The sequence below is a fragment of the Pseudomonas sp. R4-15 genome (assembly GCF_055768815.1).
This window is the reverse complement of the sequence record NZ_CM147293.1, coordinates 1038393-1053350: the sequence shown is the minus strand read 5'-3', so window position 1 is coordinate 1053350 and position 14958 is coordinate 1038393. Positions and strand designations below refer to the sequence as shown.

Genomic DNA, 14958 nt, shown 5'->3' with positions numbered 1-14958 from the left:
AAAGCGCAGACGCCCGCCAATTGGCGGGCGTCTTGCCGCAGCGGATGTCAGAAGCCGAGCGCGAAGTCTTCCTCGGCCATCTCCATCAGGTTGTCGGCACCGGAGAGCATCGCCTCCATGTGCGCGCGGGTACGCGGCAACAGGCGACCGTAGTAGAACCGCGCGGTCTGCAACTTGGCCCGGTAGAAGGCCTCGTCGCCACTGCCCTCGGCAAGCTTGGCAGCGGCCACGCGAGCCATGTCGGCCCAGAAGTAGGCCAGGCAGATGTAACCGGAGTACATCAGGTAGTCCACCGAAGCGGCCCCGACTTCCTCGCGATTCTTCATCGCCGCCATGCCGATCTTCATGGTCAGTTCGCCCCACTCCTTGTTCAGCTTGGCCAGCGGCTCGACGAAGCCCTTGAGCGCTTCGTTACCCTCGTTGGCCTGGCAGAACTTGTGCACGACCTTGGTGAAGCCCTTGAGTGCCTCACCCTGGGTCATCAGCACCTTGCGGCCCAACAGGTCGAGCGCCTGCACGCCGGTAGTGCCCTCGTAGAGCATCGAGATGCGGCTGTCGCGGACGTTCTGCTCCATGCCGTGCTCGGCGATGAAGCCATGCCCGCCGAAGACCTGCACGCCGTGGTTGGCGGACTCGAAACCGACCTCGGTCATGAATGCCTTGGCGATCGGCGTGAGGAAGGCGAGCATCGCATCGGCGGCCTTCTTCTGCTCCTCGTCGTTGCTGCGCTGGACGATGTCCACCTGCTTGGCGGCGTAGTAGAGCATCGCCCGGTTACCCTCGGCGAAAGCTTTCATGGTCAGCAACATACGACGCACGTCGGGGTGCACGATGATCGGGTCGGCGGCCTTCTCCGGCGCCTTCGGACCCGACAGCGAACGCATCTGCAGACGCTCGCGGGCATAGGTGATGCCGCCCTGGAAGGCCACTTCGGCATGCGCCAGGCCCTGCAGCGCGGTGCCCAGACGCGCGGTGTTCATGAAGGTGAACATGCAGTTCAGGCCCTTGTTCGCCGGGCCGATCAGGTAGCCGGTCGCCGCATCGAAGTTCATCACGCAGGTGGCGTTGCCGTGGATGCCCATCTTGTGTTCCAGCGAGCCGCAGGAGACGGCGTTGCGCTCGCCCTTCTCGCCACTGGCGTCGGGCAGGAACTTCGGCACGATGAACAGCGAGATGCCCTTGGTCCCAGCGGGTGCGTCAGGCAGACGGGCCAGCACGATATGCACGATGTTCTCCGCCATGTCGTGTTCGCCGGCGGAGATGAAGATCTTGGTGCCGGTGACCTTGTAGCTGCCGTCCGCCTGGGGCTCGGCCTTGGTGCGCAGCATGCCCAGGTCGGTGCCGCAGTGCGGCTCGGTCAGGCACATGGTACCGGTCCACTGTCCGGAGACCAGTTTGGTCAGGTAGGTCTGCTGCTGCTCGGCGGTGCCGTGGGCGTGCAGGGTGTTCATCGCGCCATGGGACAGACCGGGGTACATCCCCCAGGACCAGTTGGCCTGGCCGACCATCTCACTGATGGCCATACCCAGCGACTCGGGCAAGCCCTGGCCGCCGTGCTCGACGTCATGCGCCAGGCTCGGCCAGCCACCTTCCACGAACTGTTCGTAGGCCTGCTTGAAGCCGGTCGGCGTCTTCACGCCCTCGGCACTCCAGGTGCAGCCTTCCTGGTCACCCACGCGGTTCAGCGGCGCGATCACCTGCTCGCAGAACTTGGCGCCCTCATCGAGGATAGCGTCGACCATGTCTGGCGTCGCGTCCTCGCAGCCCGGCAGGCTGGCGTAGTGATCGGCGTAACCGAGCAGTTCGTCGCGGACGAAGCGGATATCACGCAAGGGGGCCTTGTAATCGGGCATAGCGGTAAACCTCTGCATTGGTTTTGTAAGGACGACGCCCGCTGGACGTCGCACCCATCCCGGAAGGAATGGCGGGCGGCGAACGGCCGCCTCGAGGTATTAAACAGGCGTTTGAAACATACGTTCGCGCCTTCCCCCTTGTCAAGCCGTCGCAGGCACGGCGACGACGGACGCACGCAAGCGCACGCCTGCCGCGGCGCACGCGAAATGAATGAGAGGAAAGGTTGTGCGGCCGGCGTACCGCTAGGGCCTGTTCCCGTTTCATTCACGGCCGCGCCGTTGCCTGTAGGGTTGTGCCAGAAATGGCCTGCGCTGTCGTTACAGGACTTGCCAAGGGAGTGGCCATTGGCTGCGTCCTGCGCCTAACCGCAGGCCATTTCTGGCGAGAACGCGGGGCGGCCATCCGCGGTTCGCGAATGAAACGGGAACAGGCCCTAGCGAATCAGGCGTGGATGTCGAGCAGGCTGCCGAGCACTTCTTCGGCGCTGTCCACGCTGCGCACGTTGGCCTGGACCTCGACCTTGCCGAGCTCCATGTCGACCATGCTCTGGGCGAGGTCGACGTCCTGTTCAGGCTGAGCGCTACGGGCGATGTCGCTGGCGGCGCGGTCGACGCGCTGCTGGCCGGACTGGATACCGCTCAGACCGGCGCTGAAGGCGTTGATCTGCACGATATGACTCCTGAAGTGGGGTGGGCCTTCATTGAAGCAGACTCACGCGCGGAGGGATACCGACAAAAGGCTATGAGCGCGACAGCGCTTAGAGCCTTTCACGATCACATGGGCAGATCTCACATCAAGCCGGATAACCCGAGGTGAGCAGCGACCGCTGCGGCGCTCGCATGCGGCAGGCGGGGAACTCGCCCGAGGCAGGGCGCAGGCAGGCATTGCTCCAGGGTCAGCAGGTTGTCCTCCAGCCGCGAAGTCTGCGGATCGACGATATTCGCCACCCAGCCCGCCAGGCGCAGCCCATCCCGCTCGATGGCCTCGACGCTCAAGCGTGCGTGGTTGATGCAGCCCAGGCGTACGCCCACCACCAGGATCACCGGCAGCCCGAGGGCGATCGGCAGGTCCGACAGCCACCCCTCTTCCAGCGGCACTCGCCAACCGCCGGCCCCTTCGACCAGGGTGAGGTCCGTGCCCAGTGCCAGCACCGGGCGAACACCGGCGAGCAAGGCGTCCAGATCGAGCCGCACGCCGACCTCCCGCGCCGCCAGGTGCGGGGCGATGGCAGGCGCGAAGGCCAATGGGTTGAGGGTGTCGTAGTCCAGCGGCGGCGAACATTCGGCCTGCAACGCCAGGGCGTCGCCATTGCGCAGGCCGGCGGGCGTCAGTTGGCAGTCGGAGGCGACCGGCTTGCTCGCGGCGGTGGAGAACCCCGCGCAGCGGGCGGCGTGGAGCAGGCCGGCGGCGATGGTGGTCTTGCCGATTTCGGTGTCGGTACCGGTGATGAAGTAGGCTTTGCTCATGGAGCACTCCAGTTCGAACTTGGTTTACCAACGTCGCGCTTTCCTGGTGCCGACCTACAGGTTTCGCCTTGCACGGCGAGTCACTTTCTCTTGCCTGGCCAAGAGAAAGTAACCAAAGAGAAGGCCACCCCGACATCCGGGCCCGTTCGCCTTGCGAACGGGCTTCCCTCGCTCCGGCATCGCTCCGGGGGCCGTCACGAAGGGACGTCCCTGTCCCTTCGTTCCTTGCTCGGCGTCCTGCCTCGCATCCCCCTGCGCAATGCCTGCGCTCGGCCTCCTGTAGGGGATTCGGGGTGCTCACCGACTTTGCAGCGTTAGGCCGGCACTTTTGCTTGCCGCATACGGCTTTCTTCTCAAGGTGCCGCCTTGGCATCGACTCACACCCCCGTCCCCTTCAGGAGGCTGAGCGAAAGCGTCGCGCAGGAGAGCGAGCCGCCCGGATGGCGGCGAGAGGCATAGCGGGCCATGGATGGCCCGTATATGCCGGCCTCCGAAGCGACGCTGTAGCGAAGGAACCCCGGCCGCGTAGCGGTCGGGGCCGGATGACGGGGTGCCCTTCTTCTTGCCTACTTCTTCTTGGGCACGCAAGAAGAAGTAGGTCGCCGTGCAAGGCGAAATCTGTCGTTTCAGCCGAGGAAAGTGCGGCGTCCGTACTCTGCACGAGAGCGCCGCTGCAGCCCCCGGCCAATCCCCCTCCCCCCAGCCCCCTCCCGCGAGGGGACAGGGGGCATTCTCGCGGACCTGGGCCAGGTGCTCCCCATACAGCACAGCGCAACGACTCATCGCCGCAAAACCCCGTAGACCACCTGATAGGTCAACGGCAGCCCCGTCGGCTCGCGCAGGCGCTCGTAGGCGTCGGCCAGTGCCGCCAGGCGGGCCCGACCGCCGAGGCCTTCGCGGCGCCCGGGGTTCTGGTTGTGCGCCCCCAACGCCTTGAGCGAATGGGTCAGCGCGCGCAGGTCGGGGAAATACAGCGTGTGCGCCCGGCGCTGCAGGCTCAGCAGCTCCAGGCCAGACTCGGCACAGAGCCGCTGATAGTCGTCGAAGCCGCGGAAGCGGTTGACGTGGACGAAGCCGTCCACCGCCGCCCAAGCCTCGCGCAGCTCGCCCAGGCTGCCGGCACAAAGACTGCTGAACGCCAGCACGCCACCCGGCCGCAGCACCCGCCCGGCTTCGCCGAGCACGCCGGCGAAGTCGCCGCACCATTGCAGCGCCAGGCTGCTGAACAGCAGGTCAACACAGCCCTCGCGCAGCGGCAGCGCTTCGGCATCGCCGGCGATGCAAGCCGCCTCGACGCCCGCCCCACGCGCATGCCGCAGCATGCCTTCGGCGAGATCGACGGCCAGCCCCCGCGCCTGTGGATAACGCGCCTGCAGCCGCCGCGTGGCGTAGCCGGTACCGCAGCCCAGATCGAGCCAGTCAACCGCCGCATGCTCGCCCGGCAGCCCCGCCAGCAGCGAATCGCAGACGCTGCGCTGCAAGCCGGCCACGCCGTCGTAGGCGGCGGCGCTGCGCGAGAAGGCGGCGGCGACCCGGCGCTTGTCCGGCAAGACGGCGGCCTCAGGCATGCGCGCCTCCGATGAAGGCATCGATAAGACCGGCGACATCGTGCGGCCGCTCCAGCGGCACGGCATGCGCGGCGTCGAGCACTGTGATCTGCGCGTGCGGCAGGCATTCGTCCAGCGCCGCCGCCGCGGCCACCGGCAGCAGCGCATCGTGGCGGCCAAACAGATGCAACTGCGGCCCGGCAAACGCGCCCAATGCCGCGCGATTGTCCCACTGCGCCAGCGCCTCGAGCCCTTCCGCCAGGCTTGCCGAGGCGGGTAGCTGCGCGGCTTGCAGCGTGCGCGCCAGGGCGCGCGGATCGGCGCTGCCACGCGCAGCCAGGGCACAGAAGCGCTTGAGCGTGGCCGCCGGCGCAGTCGCGTAGGCTTGCTGAAACGCCGCGAAATCGGCCGCCGGCATCGCCTCGGGCCAGGCCTGATCGGCGACGAAACGCGCATTGCTGGCCAGACCGATCAGCCCCGGACAGCTCGCGCCGCGCCGTGCGGCCAGCGCTGCGGCCAGCATCCCGCCGAGGGACCAGCCACCCAGCCAGGCAGCGGCCGGCAGTTGCTGATCGAGCTGATCCAGCCAGTCGCGCCAATCCCCGGAGGTCGGCAGTTCGACAAACCGCGCCGGCGTGCGCATCGCGGCCGCCAGCGGCGCCAGCACCTGCGCGGAGAACCCCCAGCCGGGCAGCAATACCAACTCAGTCATCGCGCTGCACCTGCGGCCAGCACTCGGCCAGCGCATCGAGCAGACGATCCACCTGCGCCTCGTCGTGGGCGGCGCAGAGCGTCACCCGCAGCCGCGCGCTACCGGCGGGCACCGTCGGCGGACGGATCGCGCCGACCAGCAGGCCGCGCTCGCGCAGCAGCGCCGACAGGCGCAATGCAGCGGCGGCCTCACCGACGACGATCGGCTGGATCGGCGTCGGGCTGTCCATCAGCGTCAGCCCCAGGCGCTGCGCACCGTCACGGAAGCGCGTGATCAGGCGGGTCAGATGCGCACGCCGCCAGCCTTCGCGCTGCATCAGTTGCAGGCTGGCGAGGGTAGCGCAGGCCACCGCCGGCGGCTGACTGGTGGTGTAGATGTACGGGCGGGCGAACTGGATCAGGGTTTCGATCAGCTCCTCGCTGCCGGCGATGAAGGCGCCGCCGCTGCCGAAGGCCTTGCCCAGGGTGCCGACCAGCACCGGCACCTCATCCAGGCCCAGGCCGAAGTGCTCGACGATCCCTGCGCCGGTCTCACCGAGCACGCCAATGCCGTGGGCGTCGTCGACCATCACCCAGGCGTCCGTCGCACGCGCGGTTGCGCACAGCGCCGGCAGCGGCGCCAGGTCGCCGTCCATGCTGAACACGCCGTCGGTCACCACCAGCGTATTGCCGCTGGCCTTGGCCAGGCGCTTGCCGAGACTCTCGGCATCGTTGTGCAGGTAGCGCGAGAAGCGCGCGCCGGACAAGAGCCCGGCGTCCAACAGCGAGGCGTGGTTGAGGCGATCCTCCAGCACCGTGTCGCCCTGCCCGACCAGCGCGGTGACCGCCGCCAGGTTGGCCATGTAGCCGGTGGAGAACAGCAGCGCGCGAGGACGCCCGGTGAAGGCGGCAAGCGCCTCCTCCAGCGCGTGATGGGCGCCGCTGTGGCCGATGACCAGGTGCGAGGCCCCGCCACCAGCGCCCCAGCGTTCGGCGCCGGCGCGCAGCGCGGCGACCACCTCGGGGTGATTGGCCAGGCCCAGGTAGTCGTTGGAGGAAAAATTCACCAGCCACTGGCCGTCCACCCGCACGTGCGGCCCCTGCGGGCTCTCCAGCAGCGGCCGGTGACGGTAGAGGTCGGCAGCCCGGCGCGCGGCCAGGCGGGAGGCGAGATCGAAGGACATGGACACTCGGCGTGGCAGGCGGTGGATAACCGCAAGTGCGGTTATCCACCGGGAGGATCAGGCAGTAGCGTCGTAGAACAGCCTGGAATCGCGCTGCTCGATCAGCGCCTGCTCGATGGCCGCCTGGTGCACCTCGTCGGCGTGTTCCTCGCGCGCTTCCGGCTGGATACCCAGGCGCGCGAACAGGCGCATGTCGCGTTCGGCCTGGGGGTTGCCGGTGGTCAGCAGGCGCTCGCCGTAGAAGATCGAGTTGGCCCCGGCGAAGAACGCCAGCGCCTGCATCTGCTCGTTCATCTGCTCGCGCCCGGCGGACAGGCGCACATGGGACTTCGGCATCATGATCCGCGCCACAGCCAGGGTGCGGATGAAGTCGAACGGATCGACGACCTCGGCATTCGCCAGCGGCGTGCCCTCGACCTTCACCAGCATGTTGATCGGCACGCTCTCCGGGTGCTCCGGCAGGTTGGCCAGTTGGATCAGCAGGCCGGCACGGTCGTCCAGCGACTCGCCCATGCCGAGGATGCCGCCCGAGCAGATCTTCATCCCCGCCTCGCGCACGTGGGCCAGGGTCTCCAGGCGCTCGGCGTAGGTGCGGGTGGTGATGATCTGGCCGTAGAACTCCGGCGAGGTGTCGAGGTTGTGATTGTAGTAGTCCAGGCCGGCTTCGGCGAGCGCGACGGTCTGCTCGCGGGTCAGCTTGCCCAGGGTCATGCAGGTTTCCAATCCCAGCGCTTTCACGCCCTCGACCATCTTCAGCACGTAGGGCATGTCCTTGGCCGAAGGATGCTTCCAGGCGGCGCCCATGCAGAAGCGCGTCGAGCCGATGGCCTTGGCGTCGGCGGCGGCCTGCAGCACCTTCTCCACTTCCATTAGCTTCTGCTTGTCCAGGCCGGTGTCGTAATGGCCGGACTGCGGGCAATACTTGCAGTCCTCCGGGCAGGCTCCGGTCTTGATCGACAGCAGCGTGGAAACCTGCACGCGGTTGGCATCGAAATGCGCACGGTGCACGGTCTGCGCCTGGAACAGCAGGTCGTTGAACGGCTGCTCGAAGAGCGCGCGCACCTCGGCGAGGCTCCAGTCGTGACGGGTCGGGCAATTCTGGGAAAGGCTCATCGCGGATTCCTGGCTGGACGAACGGCGCCTGCTACATTGGCGACGCAATGGAATGCCGGCATCTTCGGGAGCGCCCCATGATCTGTCAACTCGAAAAGATAATCGAGGTTTACAGATGGATAAAAAACAAACAGGACTGTTTGCTCTGCAGCGCGCCGGCCGATAATCCGCTTCCCCTGTGCAACGCCTGCGAACTCGACCTGCCCTGGCTAGGCACACACTGCAGCGGCTGCGCCCTGCCCTTGCCGTTGCAAGGCACGCTCTGCGGTGCCTGCCAGAAGCGCCGTCCGGCCTTCGAGCGGGTCGAGGCGCCGCTGCGCTACGCCTTCCCGGTCGACACGCTGATCACCCGCTTCAAGCACCAGAGCCAATGGCCGGCGGGGCGCCTGCTCGGCGAACTGCTGGCACGCCACCTCGGCGCCGCCTTTGACGAGGGACTGCCCCGCCCCGACGCCCTGCTGGCGGTGCCGTTGTCACGCCGGCGCTTGCGCCAGCGCGGCTTCAACCAGGCGGCGATGCTCGCCGAACGCCTGGGCCGGGAATTGCGCCTGCCGGTCGATGACGGCGTACTGCTGCGCCTGCTCGACACCCACAGCCAGCAGGGCCTGGACGCCCGCAGCCGGCGCCGCAACCTACGGCGTGCCTTCGCCTTGGCGCCCGGGACCGAAGTACACGATAGGCACCTGGCGCTGGTCGACGATGTGCTCACCACCGGCAGCACCGCCGATACCCTGGCACGCCTGCTGCTGCACGCTGGCGCCCGGCGCGTGGACGTCTACTGCGTGGCGCGCACAGCGGCGCCAGGCGATTGAAAAGAGCCGGCTACCGCCCTCGGCTGGAGCTACAATGCCTGCCCAGCCACCGGCCGCGGAGCCGTCATGTCCCACCCCTTCGATAGCCTCAGCCCGGATTGCGTCATCGACGCCGTGGAAAGCCTCGGCTACCTCAGCGACATGCGCATTCTCGCGCTCAACAGCTACGAGAACCGCGTCTACCAGGTGGGTATCGAGGACGCCGAGCCGCTGATCGCCAAGTTCTACCGCCCGGACCGCTGGAGCGATGCGGCGATCCGCGAGGAACACGCGTTCGCCCTGGAACTGGCCGAGCGCGAGGTGCCGGTGGTCGCGCCGTTGCAGCGGCACGGCGAGACGCTGTTCGAGCACGCCGGCTTTCGCTTCGCCCTCTTTCCCCGGCGAGGCGGTCGCGCCCCCGAGCCGGGCAACCTGGACCAGCTCTATCGCCTCGGCCAGTTGCTCGGACGCCTGCATGCGGTCGGCGCGATGCGCCCCTTCGCCCACCGCGAGACCCTCGATGTCGCCGGCTTCGGCCACGCCTCGCTGGATACCCTGCTCGCCGGCGGCGTGGTGCCGAACAGTCTGGCGCCGGCCTACGAGGCCATCGCCCGACCGCTGGTCGCGCGTCTCGACGCGGCCTTCGCCGCCAGCCGCCACACGCCGATCCGCCTGCACGGCGACAGCCACCCGGGCAACCTGCTGTGCCGCGACGACAGCTTCCACATCGTCGACCTCGACGACTGCCGCATGGGTCCGGCGGTGCAGGACCTGTGGATGATGCTCGCCGGCGATCGCCACGAACGGCTCGGCCAGCTCTCCGAACTGCTCGACGGCTATGGCGAATTCCATGACTTCGACGTTCGCGAACTGGACCTGATCGAACCGCTGCGGGCGCTGCGCCAACTGCATCACAGCGCCTGGATCGCCCGACGCTGGGACGACCCGGCGTTCCCCAAGGCGTTCTCCTGGTTCGGCGGCGAACGTTACTGGGGCGAGCAGATCCTCGCCCTCAAGGAACAGTTCTCCGCCCTCGACGAAGCTCCCCTGCGCCTCTGAGGCGCCTCACCACACACCGGCCCAACGCCGTTCAGCAAGGAATCCCATGACTGCCGCAAACCCGCGCCGCGGGTATCTCCTCGGCCTCATCGCCTACACCCTCTGGGGCCTGTTTCCGCTCTACTTCAAGACCCTGCAGGCGCTGCCGGCCAACGAGATCATCATCCACCGGGTACTCTGGTCGGCGCTGTTCGGCGCCCTGCTATTACTCGTCTGGAAGCACCCCGGCTGGTGGCGCGCGCTGCGCGAGCATCCCGCGCGGCTGCGCACCCTGGCGCTGTGCGGCTGCCTGATCGCCGGCAACTGGCTGCTCTACGTCTGGGCGGTGAACAACGGACATATGCTCGAGGCCAGTCTGGGCTACTACATCAACCCGCTGGTCAGTGTGTTGCTGGGCATGCTGGTGCTCGGCGAACGCCTGCGCCGGCTGCAATGGGTGGCTCTGGGATTGGCCGCGCTGGGTGTGTTGCAGCAAGTCTGGCAGTTGGGCAACCTGCCGTGGATTTCCCTTGGCCTGGCGCTGTCCTTCGCGGTCTACGGCCTGCTGCGCAAGCGCGCGCCAGTGGCGGCGCTGCCGGGCCTGGTGGTGGAAACCTGGTTGTTCGCGCCCCTGGCGCTGCTCTGGCTGCTGCTTGATTCCGGCATGCAGAGCCATCACGCCGACTTCTGGAGCACCCCGCAGGCCTGGCTGCTGGCGCTGGCCGGGCCGATCAGCCTCGTGCCGCTGGTGTGCTTCAACGCCGCCGCGCGCCACCTGCCGTACGCCAACCTGGCGTTCCTGCAGTACGTGGCGCCGACCCTGGTGCTGCTGCAGGCGACCCTGCTGTTCGGCGAACCGCTGCCCGCCGAGCGCCTGACGGCCTTCGCCTGCATCTGGGCGGGTCTGGCGGTGTACAGCCTGGACATCTGGCTGCTGCTGCGCCGCAGAGGCTGAGCCAGTCGGTAGGATGGGTGGAGCGTAGCGATACCCATCGGCTCCTGTGCACTCGATGGGTATCGTCGCTGCGCGACTCGTCCCATCCTACACACACGAAAGCCGCTGCATCCGCGTCGGGTGGAAAACGCGCGCAGCGCCTTCCACCCCTCCGCAGTCGATGCCGCGCCTCAGCGCAGCACGCCCTCTTCCTGCAGCAGCTTGAAGATCGCCTCGGCGCCGGCCTCGGCACCCTGCACCTGCTGGCCGCCGTCGCCGGAGGCCTTGGCGGTGGCGGCTTTGAAGCGGTCTGCGGCGGTCTTCGCCTTGATGACCTTGAGCCGTTTGGGCCGCGGCTTGGCCGGTTGCAGGCCGGCGAGCAGCGGGTCTACCGCGCCGTCCACCGCCTGCGCCGCCAGTTCGCCACGGCGCGCCGGGCCGAACGCCGACTGGCGCGGCAACGGGCCGGCGGTATCGACGCTGGCCACGCAGGGCAGGCGCACCCGCAGACGCCGGCGCTGGCCACGGGGCAGTGCCTGCAGCACTTCGGCCCAGCCGTCGACCACGCGCTCCACGTCGACCAGCCCAACCACCATTGGCCAGCCCAGGCGCTCGGCGAGCAGGAACGGCAGCAGCCCGGAGCCTTCGCCGGTTTCGGCCTGGCTGCCGGTCAACACCAGTTGCGCGTCGCTGCCCTGCAGGGCCTCGGCGAGCAGCGGCAGGGCATCCACGCCGCTGGCGCAGTGCAGCACCTCGAGGCGCTCCAGGCCCATGCCCAGATAGCCACGCAGCGCCTCCTCGCCGGGGTCGCCGGCATGCAGCAGGCGCAACTGGGAGGCGCTCAGGCGCAGCCCCAGTTCGACCGCGCGGGCATCCTGCTCGGCCCGCCGCGGACGCCCGGAGGCCGGGTGCGCGCCGACCGAAACCAGCGCGACGATCTTCAGTTCAGACATGGCAACCACTCCTAAGCCGCGTCGCGCTGGTCATTGGCGCGCCAGGCGGCGACTTTGGCCAACAGCGCCGCGAGCACTTCGGCGGAATCGCCGATCACCGAGAGATCGGCACGCTTGATCATGTCGCAGCCGGTATCGCTGTTGATGGCGATCACCTTGTCGCAGGCGGCGATACCCTGCAGGTGCTGCACAGCCCCGGAAATCCCCACTGCCAGGTAGACCCGCGCGGTGACCCAGGTGCCGGTGGCGCCGACCTGGCGGTGGCGCGGCATGTGCCCTTCGTCCACCGCCACGCGCGAGGCGCCCTCGGTGGCGCCGAGCTCGACGGCGGCGCGGTGGAACTGCGCCCAGTCGTGCACGCCGTTGCCGGCAGAAAGAATGAACTCGGCCTCGCCCAGGGCGATGGCCGAGGGGTCCACGGCCACCGCGCCGAGGTCTTCGATGCGTGCCATCGCGCGCGGCGGCGGGTTTTCCAGCGCCAGCGGCAGGGCTTCGTGACGGGTCTCGGAGACCGGCTCGGCGCATTCGGCGGCGGCCAGGATCAGCCGCGGTAGCTCCCGCGCCAGGTCCTGCAGGCCGGCACCGGCACGGCCGGTGCAACGCTGCTCGGCCACCTGCCAGACGCGCGTGGCGGCGCGCTCGCCGAGACGCGCGGCGAGCCGCCGACCCAGCTCGCCGCCACCGCTGCGGCTGTCCGGCAGCAGCCAGTGGCACGGCGCCTGTTCGCGTTCCAGCGCCTCCAGGGCGAGCAGGCGCTGCTCCGGCGCGTAGCCGGCGTAAATCTCGTCGGAGAGCTCCAGCAGGCGGTCGACACCGGCCAGGGCGAAGCCGTCCTCGCGGTGTTCACCGAAGGCCACCAGCAACACCGCACCGTCGTTGCCGGCCAATTGCCGGGCCAGCCCGAGCAGGTCGCGGTCGTGGGCCGAGAGTCGCCCACCGGGCATGTCCGGCACCACCGCGACGAGAAACGCCGGATGTTCGATGCGCAGCAGCGGCAGTTGCACTTCGACCGCCGAGGTCGCGCCACGCCGGGCGCCGGTGCCCTGGGAAGCGCCGGAGCGGTCGATGCGTTTGAGCCCGTTGGGGCCGATGAAGCCGATCGCGTGGGGGTTCTTGCGCAGGGTGCCGTCCGGCCCATGCCAGCGCGCTTCCTGCACCTGCAGGGACGCATGCAGCGGGTGCAGACGGTTGCGGGCGATCCACTCGGCATGGGGATCGCGGCGGATCACGTCACTCATGACGAGGCTCCCTTATCTCTGAATTGATGGGTATCGCTGCGCTCCACCCATCCTACGGTTGACCACCCCGTAGGATGGGTTGAGGGCGAAGCCCGATACCCATCGCCGTCATGCGTAGGATGGGTGGAGCGCAGCGATACCCATCGACCAAGGACAAGGCTCATCACGCCACCTCCGGGCTGGCACTGCGGCTGCCGGAGGGGCGTACCGGCGCTTCACGCTCGATCAGCGCTTCGGCGACCAGCTCGGCCAGATCCTTCACCTCGGGACGCGGTTCGACCACGCCTTCGAGCATCAGCGCGCACTGCGGGCAACCCACGGCGACCACTTCGGCGGCGGTCTCGCGGATTTCCGCCATGCGCATGTCGGGGATGCGCTGGGTGCCGGGGATGTCGGTCACCGGCGCGCCGCCGCCACCGCCGCAGCAGCGCGAACGGAAGCCGGAGCGGACCATCTCGCGCACCTCGATGCCGAGGGCGGCGAGCACCTTGCGCGGCGCCTCGTATTCGCCGTTGTAGCGGCCGAGGTAGCACGGGTCGTGATAGGTCAGCGCGCCGGCCCTGCTCGGCGCCAGTTTCAGCCGCCCGGCCTCGACCAGCTCGGCGATGAAACCGCTGTGGTGCTGGACGCGGTAGTGGCCGCCGAGCTCGCCATATTCGTTCTTCAGCACGTGGAAGCTGTGCGGATCGCAGGTGACGATGCGCTGGAAGCGATACCGCGCCAGGGTTTCGATGTTGCGCCTGGCCAGTTGCTGGAAGGTCGCCTCGTCACCCAGGCGGCGCGCCAGGTCGCCGCTGTCGCGCTCTTCCAGGCCGAGCACGGCGAAGTCGACTTCGGCGGCCTTGAGGATCTTCACGAAGGCCCGCAGGCTGCGCTGGTTGCGCATGTCGAAGGCACCGTCGCCAACCCAGAACAGCACCTCGACCTCGCGCTGGTCGCTCATCAGCGGCAGGTTGAGGTCCGCGGCCCAGTTGAGCCGGCCGCCGGGGTTGAAGCCGCCGGGGTTGTCGGTGGCGATCAGGTTTTCCAGCACCTCGGCGCCCTTGTTCGGCGTGGCGCCGCGCTCCAGGGTCAGGTGCCGGCGCATGTCGACGATGGCGTCGACGTGCTCGATCATCATCGGGCATTCCTCGACGCAGGCACGGCAGGTGGTGCAGGACCAGAGCGTGTCGGCATCCACCAGCGCCTTGCCCTCGCGGGCCACGATGGGCCGGGCCACGATTGGCTGGTGCGGGCCGCCGGCATGTTCACCCAGCGGTTTGCCCGGATAGGGGCTGCCGGCGAAGCGCGCGTCGTTGCCGCCGGCCAGGCCGATGACCATGTCCTGAATCAGCTTCTTCGGGTTCAGCGGCTGGCCGGCGGCGAACGCCGGGCACATCGCCTCGCACTTGCCGCACTGCACGCAGGCGTCGAAGCCGAGCAACTGGTTCCAGGTGAAATCGGTGGGTTTCTCCACCCCCAGCGGCGCCTTGGGGTCATCCAGCTTGAGTGCCTTGAGGCCGGTCGAACGACCGCCGCCGAAGCGCTCGGCGCGGCGGTGCCAGGCCAGGTGCAGGGCGCCAGCGAAGGCATGCTTCATCGGCCCGCCCCAGGTCATGCCGAGGAACAGTTCGGACACGCCCCAGGCCACGCCGAGCGCCAGCACGGCCGCCAGCAGCCAGCCGCCGAAGCCCTCGGGAAGAATCCCGGCCACCGGCAAGGTGGCGATGAAGAAGCTCGCCGAGAACATCAGCAGGCTCTTGGGCAGGCGCATCCACGGGCCTTTCGACAGCCGCGCGGGCGGGTCGAGGCGACGCTTGGCGACGAACAGCGCGCCGCAGAACATCAGCACCGTGGCCGCCAGCAGGGCGAAACCGAGGATCCGGCTGTGCAGGCCGAAGCCGTGCACCAAGATCGCCAGCAGCGCCGCCAGGACGAAGCCGCCGGCGGTGGCCACGTGGGTCTTGGACATGTACTTGTCGCGCTCGACCACGTGGTGCAGGTCCACCAGGTAGCGGCGCGGCATCTTCAGCAGGCCGCCGATCCAGTCGACCTGCGCAGGCCGGCCGCGGCGCCACATCGCGAAGCGCTTCACGGCGCCCAGCACGGCGAGGCCGAGGGCGGCGAAGAGCAGGATGGGGAGAAGCGTGTTGAGCATGAGCACAGCTCCG

General features: G+C 68.6%; 13 protein-coding genes. 3 read left to right on the top strand and 10 right to left on the bottom strand.

Features of this window, described 5'->3' with window-relative positions:
- Positions 1–47 precede the first annotated feature (47 nt).
- From ACYRGX_RS05020 to bioB, 7 genes are all read right to left on the bottom strand, one after another.
- A complete protein-coding gene (locus ACYRGX_RS05020) occupies positions 48–1853 on the bottom strand; it encodes a phenylacyl-CoA dehydrogenase (RefSeq protein ID WP_473055518.1) in 1806 nt (601 codons plus the stop codon).
- 442 nt (positions 1854–2295) lie between these two features.
- Positions 2296–2523, bottom strand: coding sequence for a hypothetical protein (locus ACYRGX_RS05015; RefSeq protein WP_473055517.1), 228 nt, complete (start codon positions 2521–2523; stop codon positions 2296–2298).
- Between the two features lie 119 nt (positions 2524–2642).
- Entirely contained in the window at positions 2643–3320 is a 678-nt protein-coding gene (gene bioD / locus ACYRGX_RS05010; RefSeq protein WP_473055516.1) for a dethiobiotin synthase, read from the bottom strand.
- A gap of 779 nt (positions 3321–4099) precedes the next feature.
- Positions 4100–4888, bottom strand: coding sequence for a malonyl-ACP O-methyltransferase BioC (gene bioC, locus ACYRGX_RS05005; RefSeq protein ID WP_473055515.1), 789 nt, complete (start codon positions 4886–4888; stop codon positions 4100–4102).
- Entirely contained in the window at positions 4881–5579 is a 699-nt protein-coding gene (locus ACYRGX_RS05000) for an alpha/beta fold hydrolase (protein WP_473055514.1), read from the bottom strand. The genes bioC and ACYRGX_RS05000 overlap by 8 nt, the downstream gene beginning before the upstream one ends.
- Positions 5572–6741, bottom strand: a complete 1170-nt coding sequence (gene bioF, locus ACYRGX_RS04995) for an 8-amino-7-oxononanoate synthase (RefSeq protein WP_473055513.1) — start codon at positions 6739–6741, stop codon at positions 5572–5574. Before bioF ends, ACYRGX_RS05000 begins: the two co-directional genes overlap by 8 nt.
- A 57-nt stretch (positions 6742–6798) precedes the next feature.
- Complete coding sequence (gene bioB, locus ACYRGX_RS04990; RefSeq protein ID WP_473055512.1) at positions 6799–7854, bottom strand: biotin synthase BioB; 1056 nt, start codon at positions 7852–7854, stop codon at positions 6799–6801.
- Positions 7855–7931: 77 nt separating this feature from the next.
- On the opposite strand from bioB, the gene ACYRGX_RS04985 reads away from it, so the two are divergent.
- The 3 genes from ACYRGX_RS04985 (at position 7932) to rarD (ending at position 10638) form a co-directional block, all read left to right on the top strand.
- Positions 7932–8666 (top strand): ComF family protein, encoded by a 735-nt coding sequence (locus ACYRGX_RS04985; protein ID WP_473055511.1) that lies wholly within the window; start codon positions 7932–7934, stop codon positions 8664–8666.
- Between the two features lie 66 nt (positions 8667–8732).
- Positions 8733–9704 carry a serine/threonine protein kinase gene (locus tag ACYRGX_RS04980; protein ID WP_473055510.1) on the top strand — a complete coding sequence of 324 codons (972 nt, stop codon included), beginning with the start codon at positions 8733–8735 and terminating at the stop codon, positions 9702–9704.
- A gap of 46 nt (positions 9705–9750) precedes the next feature.
- Complete coding sequence (rarD, locus tag ACYRGX_RS04975) at positions 9751–10638, top strand: EamA family transporter RarD (RefSeq protein ID WP_473055509.1); 888 nt, start codon at positions 9751–9753, stop codon at positions 10636–10638.
- Between the two features lie 170 nt (positions 10639–10808).
- On the opposite strand, the gene etfB is transcribed toward rarD, so the two are convergent.
- From etfB to dgcB, 3 genes are all read right to left on the bottom strand, one after another.
- Positions 10809–11570 carry an electron transfer flavoprotein subunit beta gene (gene etfB / locus ACYRGX_RS04970; RefSeq protein ID WP_473055508.1) on the bottom strand — a complete coding sequence of 254 codons (762 nt, stop codon included), beginning with the start codon at positions 11568–11570 and terminating at the stop codon, positions 10809–10811.
- A gap of 11 nt (positions 11571–11581) precedes the next feature.
- A complete protein-coding gene (gene etfA, locus ACYRGX_RS04965) occupies positions 11582–12808 on the bottom strand; it encodes an electron transfer flavoprotein subunit alpha (protein ID WP_473055507.1) in 1227 nt (408 codons plus the stop codon).
- A gap of 163 nt (positions 12809–12971) precedes the next feature.
- Entirely contained in the window at positions 12972–14945 is a 1974-nt protein-coding gene (gene dgcB, locus ACYRGX_RS04960) for a dimethylglycine demethylation protein DgcB (RefSeq protein WP_473055506.1), read from the bottom strand.
- Positions 14946–14958 lie beyond the last annotated feature (13 nt).

Excerpts from the sequence above, each read along its gene's own strand:
- ACYRGX_RS05020 (WP_473055518.1), bottom strand. The coding sequence starts at position 1,853 with ATGCCCGATTACAAGGCCCCCTTGCGTGATATCCGCTTCGTCCGCGAC.
- bioD (WP_473055516.1), bottom strand. The coding sequence starts at position 3,320 with ATGAGCAAAGCCTACTTCATCACCGGTACCGACACCGAAATCGGCAAG.
- bioC (WP_473055515.1), bottom strand. The coding sequence starts at position 4,888 with ATGCCTGAGGCCGCCGTCTTGCCGGACAAGCGCCGGGTCGCCGCCGCC.
- ACYRGX_RS05000 (WP_473055514.1), bottom strand. The coding sequence starts at position 5,579 with ATGACTGAGTTGGTATTGCTGCCCGGCTGGGGGTTCTCCGCGCAGGTG.
- bioF (WP_473055513.1), bottom strand. The coding sequence starts at position 6,741 with ATGTCCTTCGATCTCGCCTCCCGCCTGGCCGCGCGCCGGGCTGCCGAC.
- bioB (WP_473055512.1), bottom strand. The coding sequence starts at position 7,854 with ATGAGCCTTTCCCAGAATTGCCCGACCCGTCACGACTGGAGCCTCGCC.
- ACYRGX_RS04985 (WP_473055511.1), top strand. The coding sequence starts at position 7,932 with ATGATCTGTCAACTCGAAAAGATAATCGAGGTTTACAGATGGATAAAA.
- ACYRGX_RS04980 (WP_473055510.1), top strand. The coding sequence starts at position 8,733 with ATGTCCCACCCCTTCGATAGCCTCAGCCCGGATTGCGTCATCGACGCC.
- rarD (WP_473055509.1), top strand. The coding sequence starts at position 9,751 with ATGACTGCCGCAAACCCGCGCCGCGGGTATCTCCTCGGCCTCATCGCC.
- etfB (WP_473055508.1), bottom strand. The coding sequence starts at position 11,570 with ATGTCTGAACTGAAGATCGTCGCGCTGGTTTCGGTCGGCGCGCACCCG.
- etfA (WP_473055507.1), bottom strand. The coding sequence starts at position 12,808 with ATGAGTGACGTGATCCGCCGCGATCCCCATGCCGAGTGGATCGCCCGC.
- dgcB (WP_473055506.1), bottom strand. The coding sequence starts at position 14,945 with ATGCTCAACACGCTTCTCCCCATCCTGCTCTTCGCCGCCCTCGGCCTC.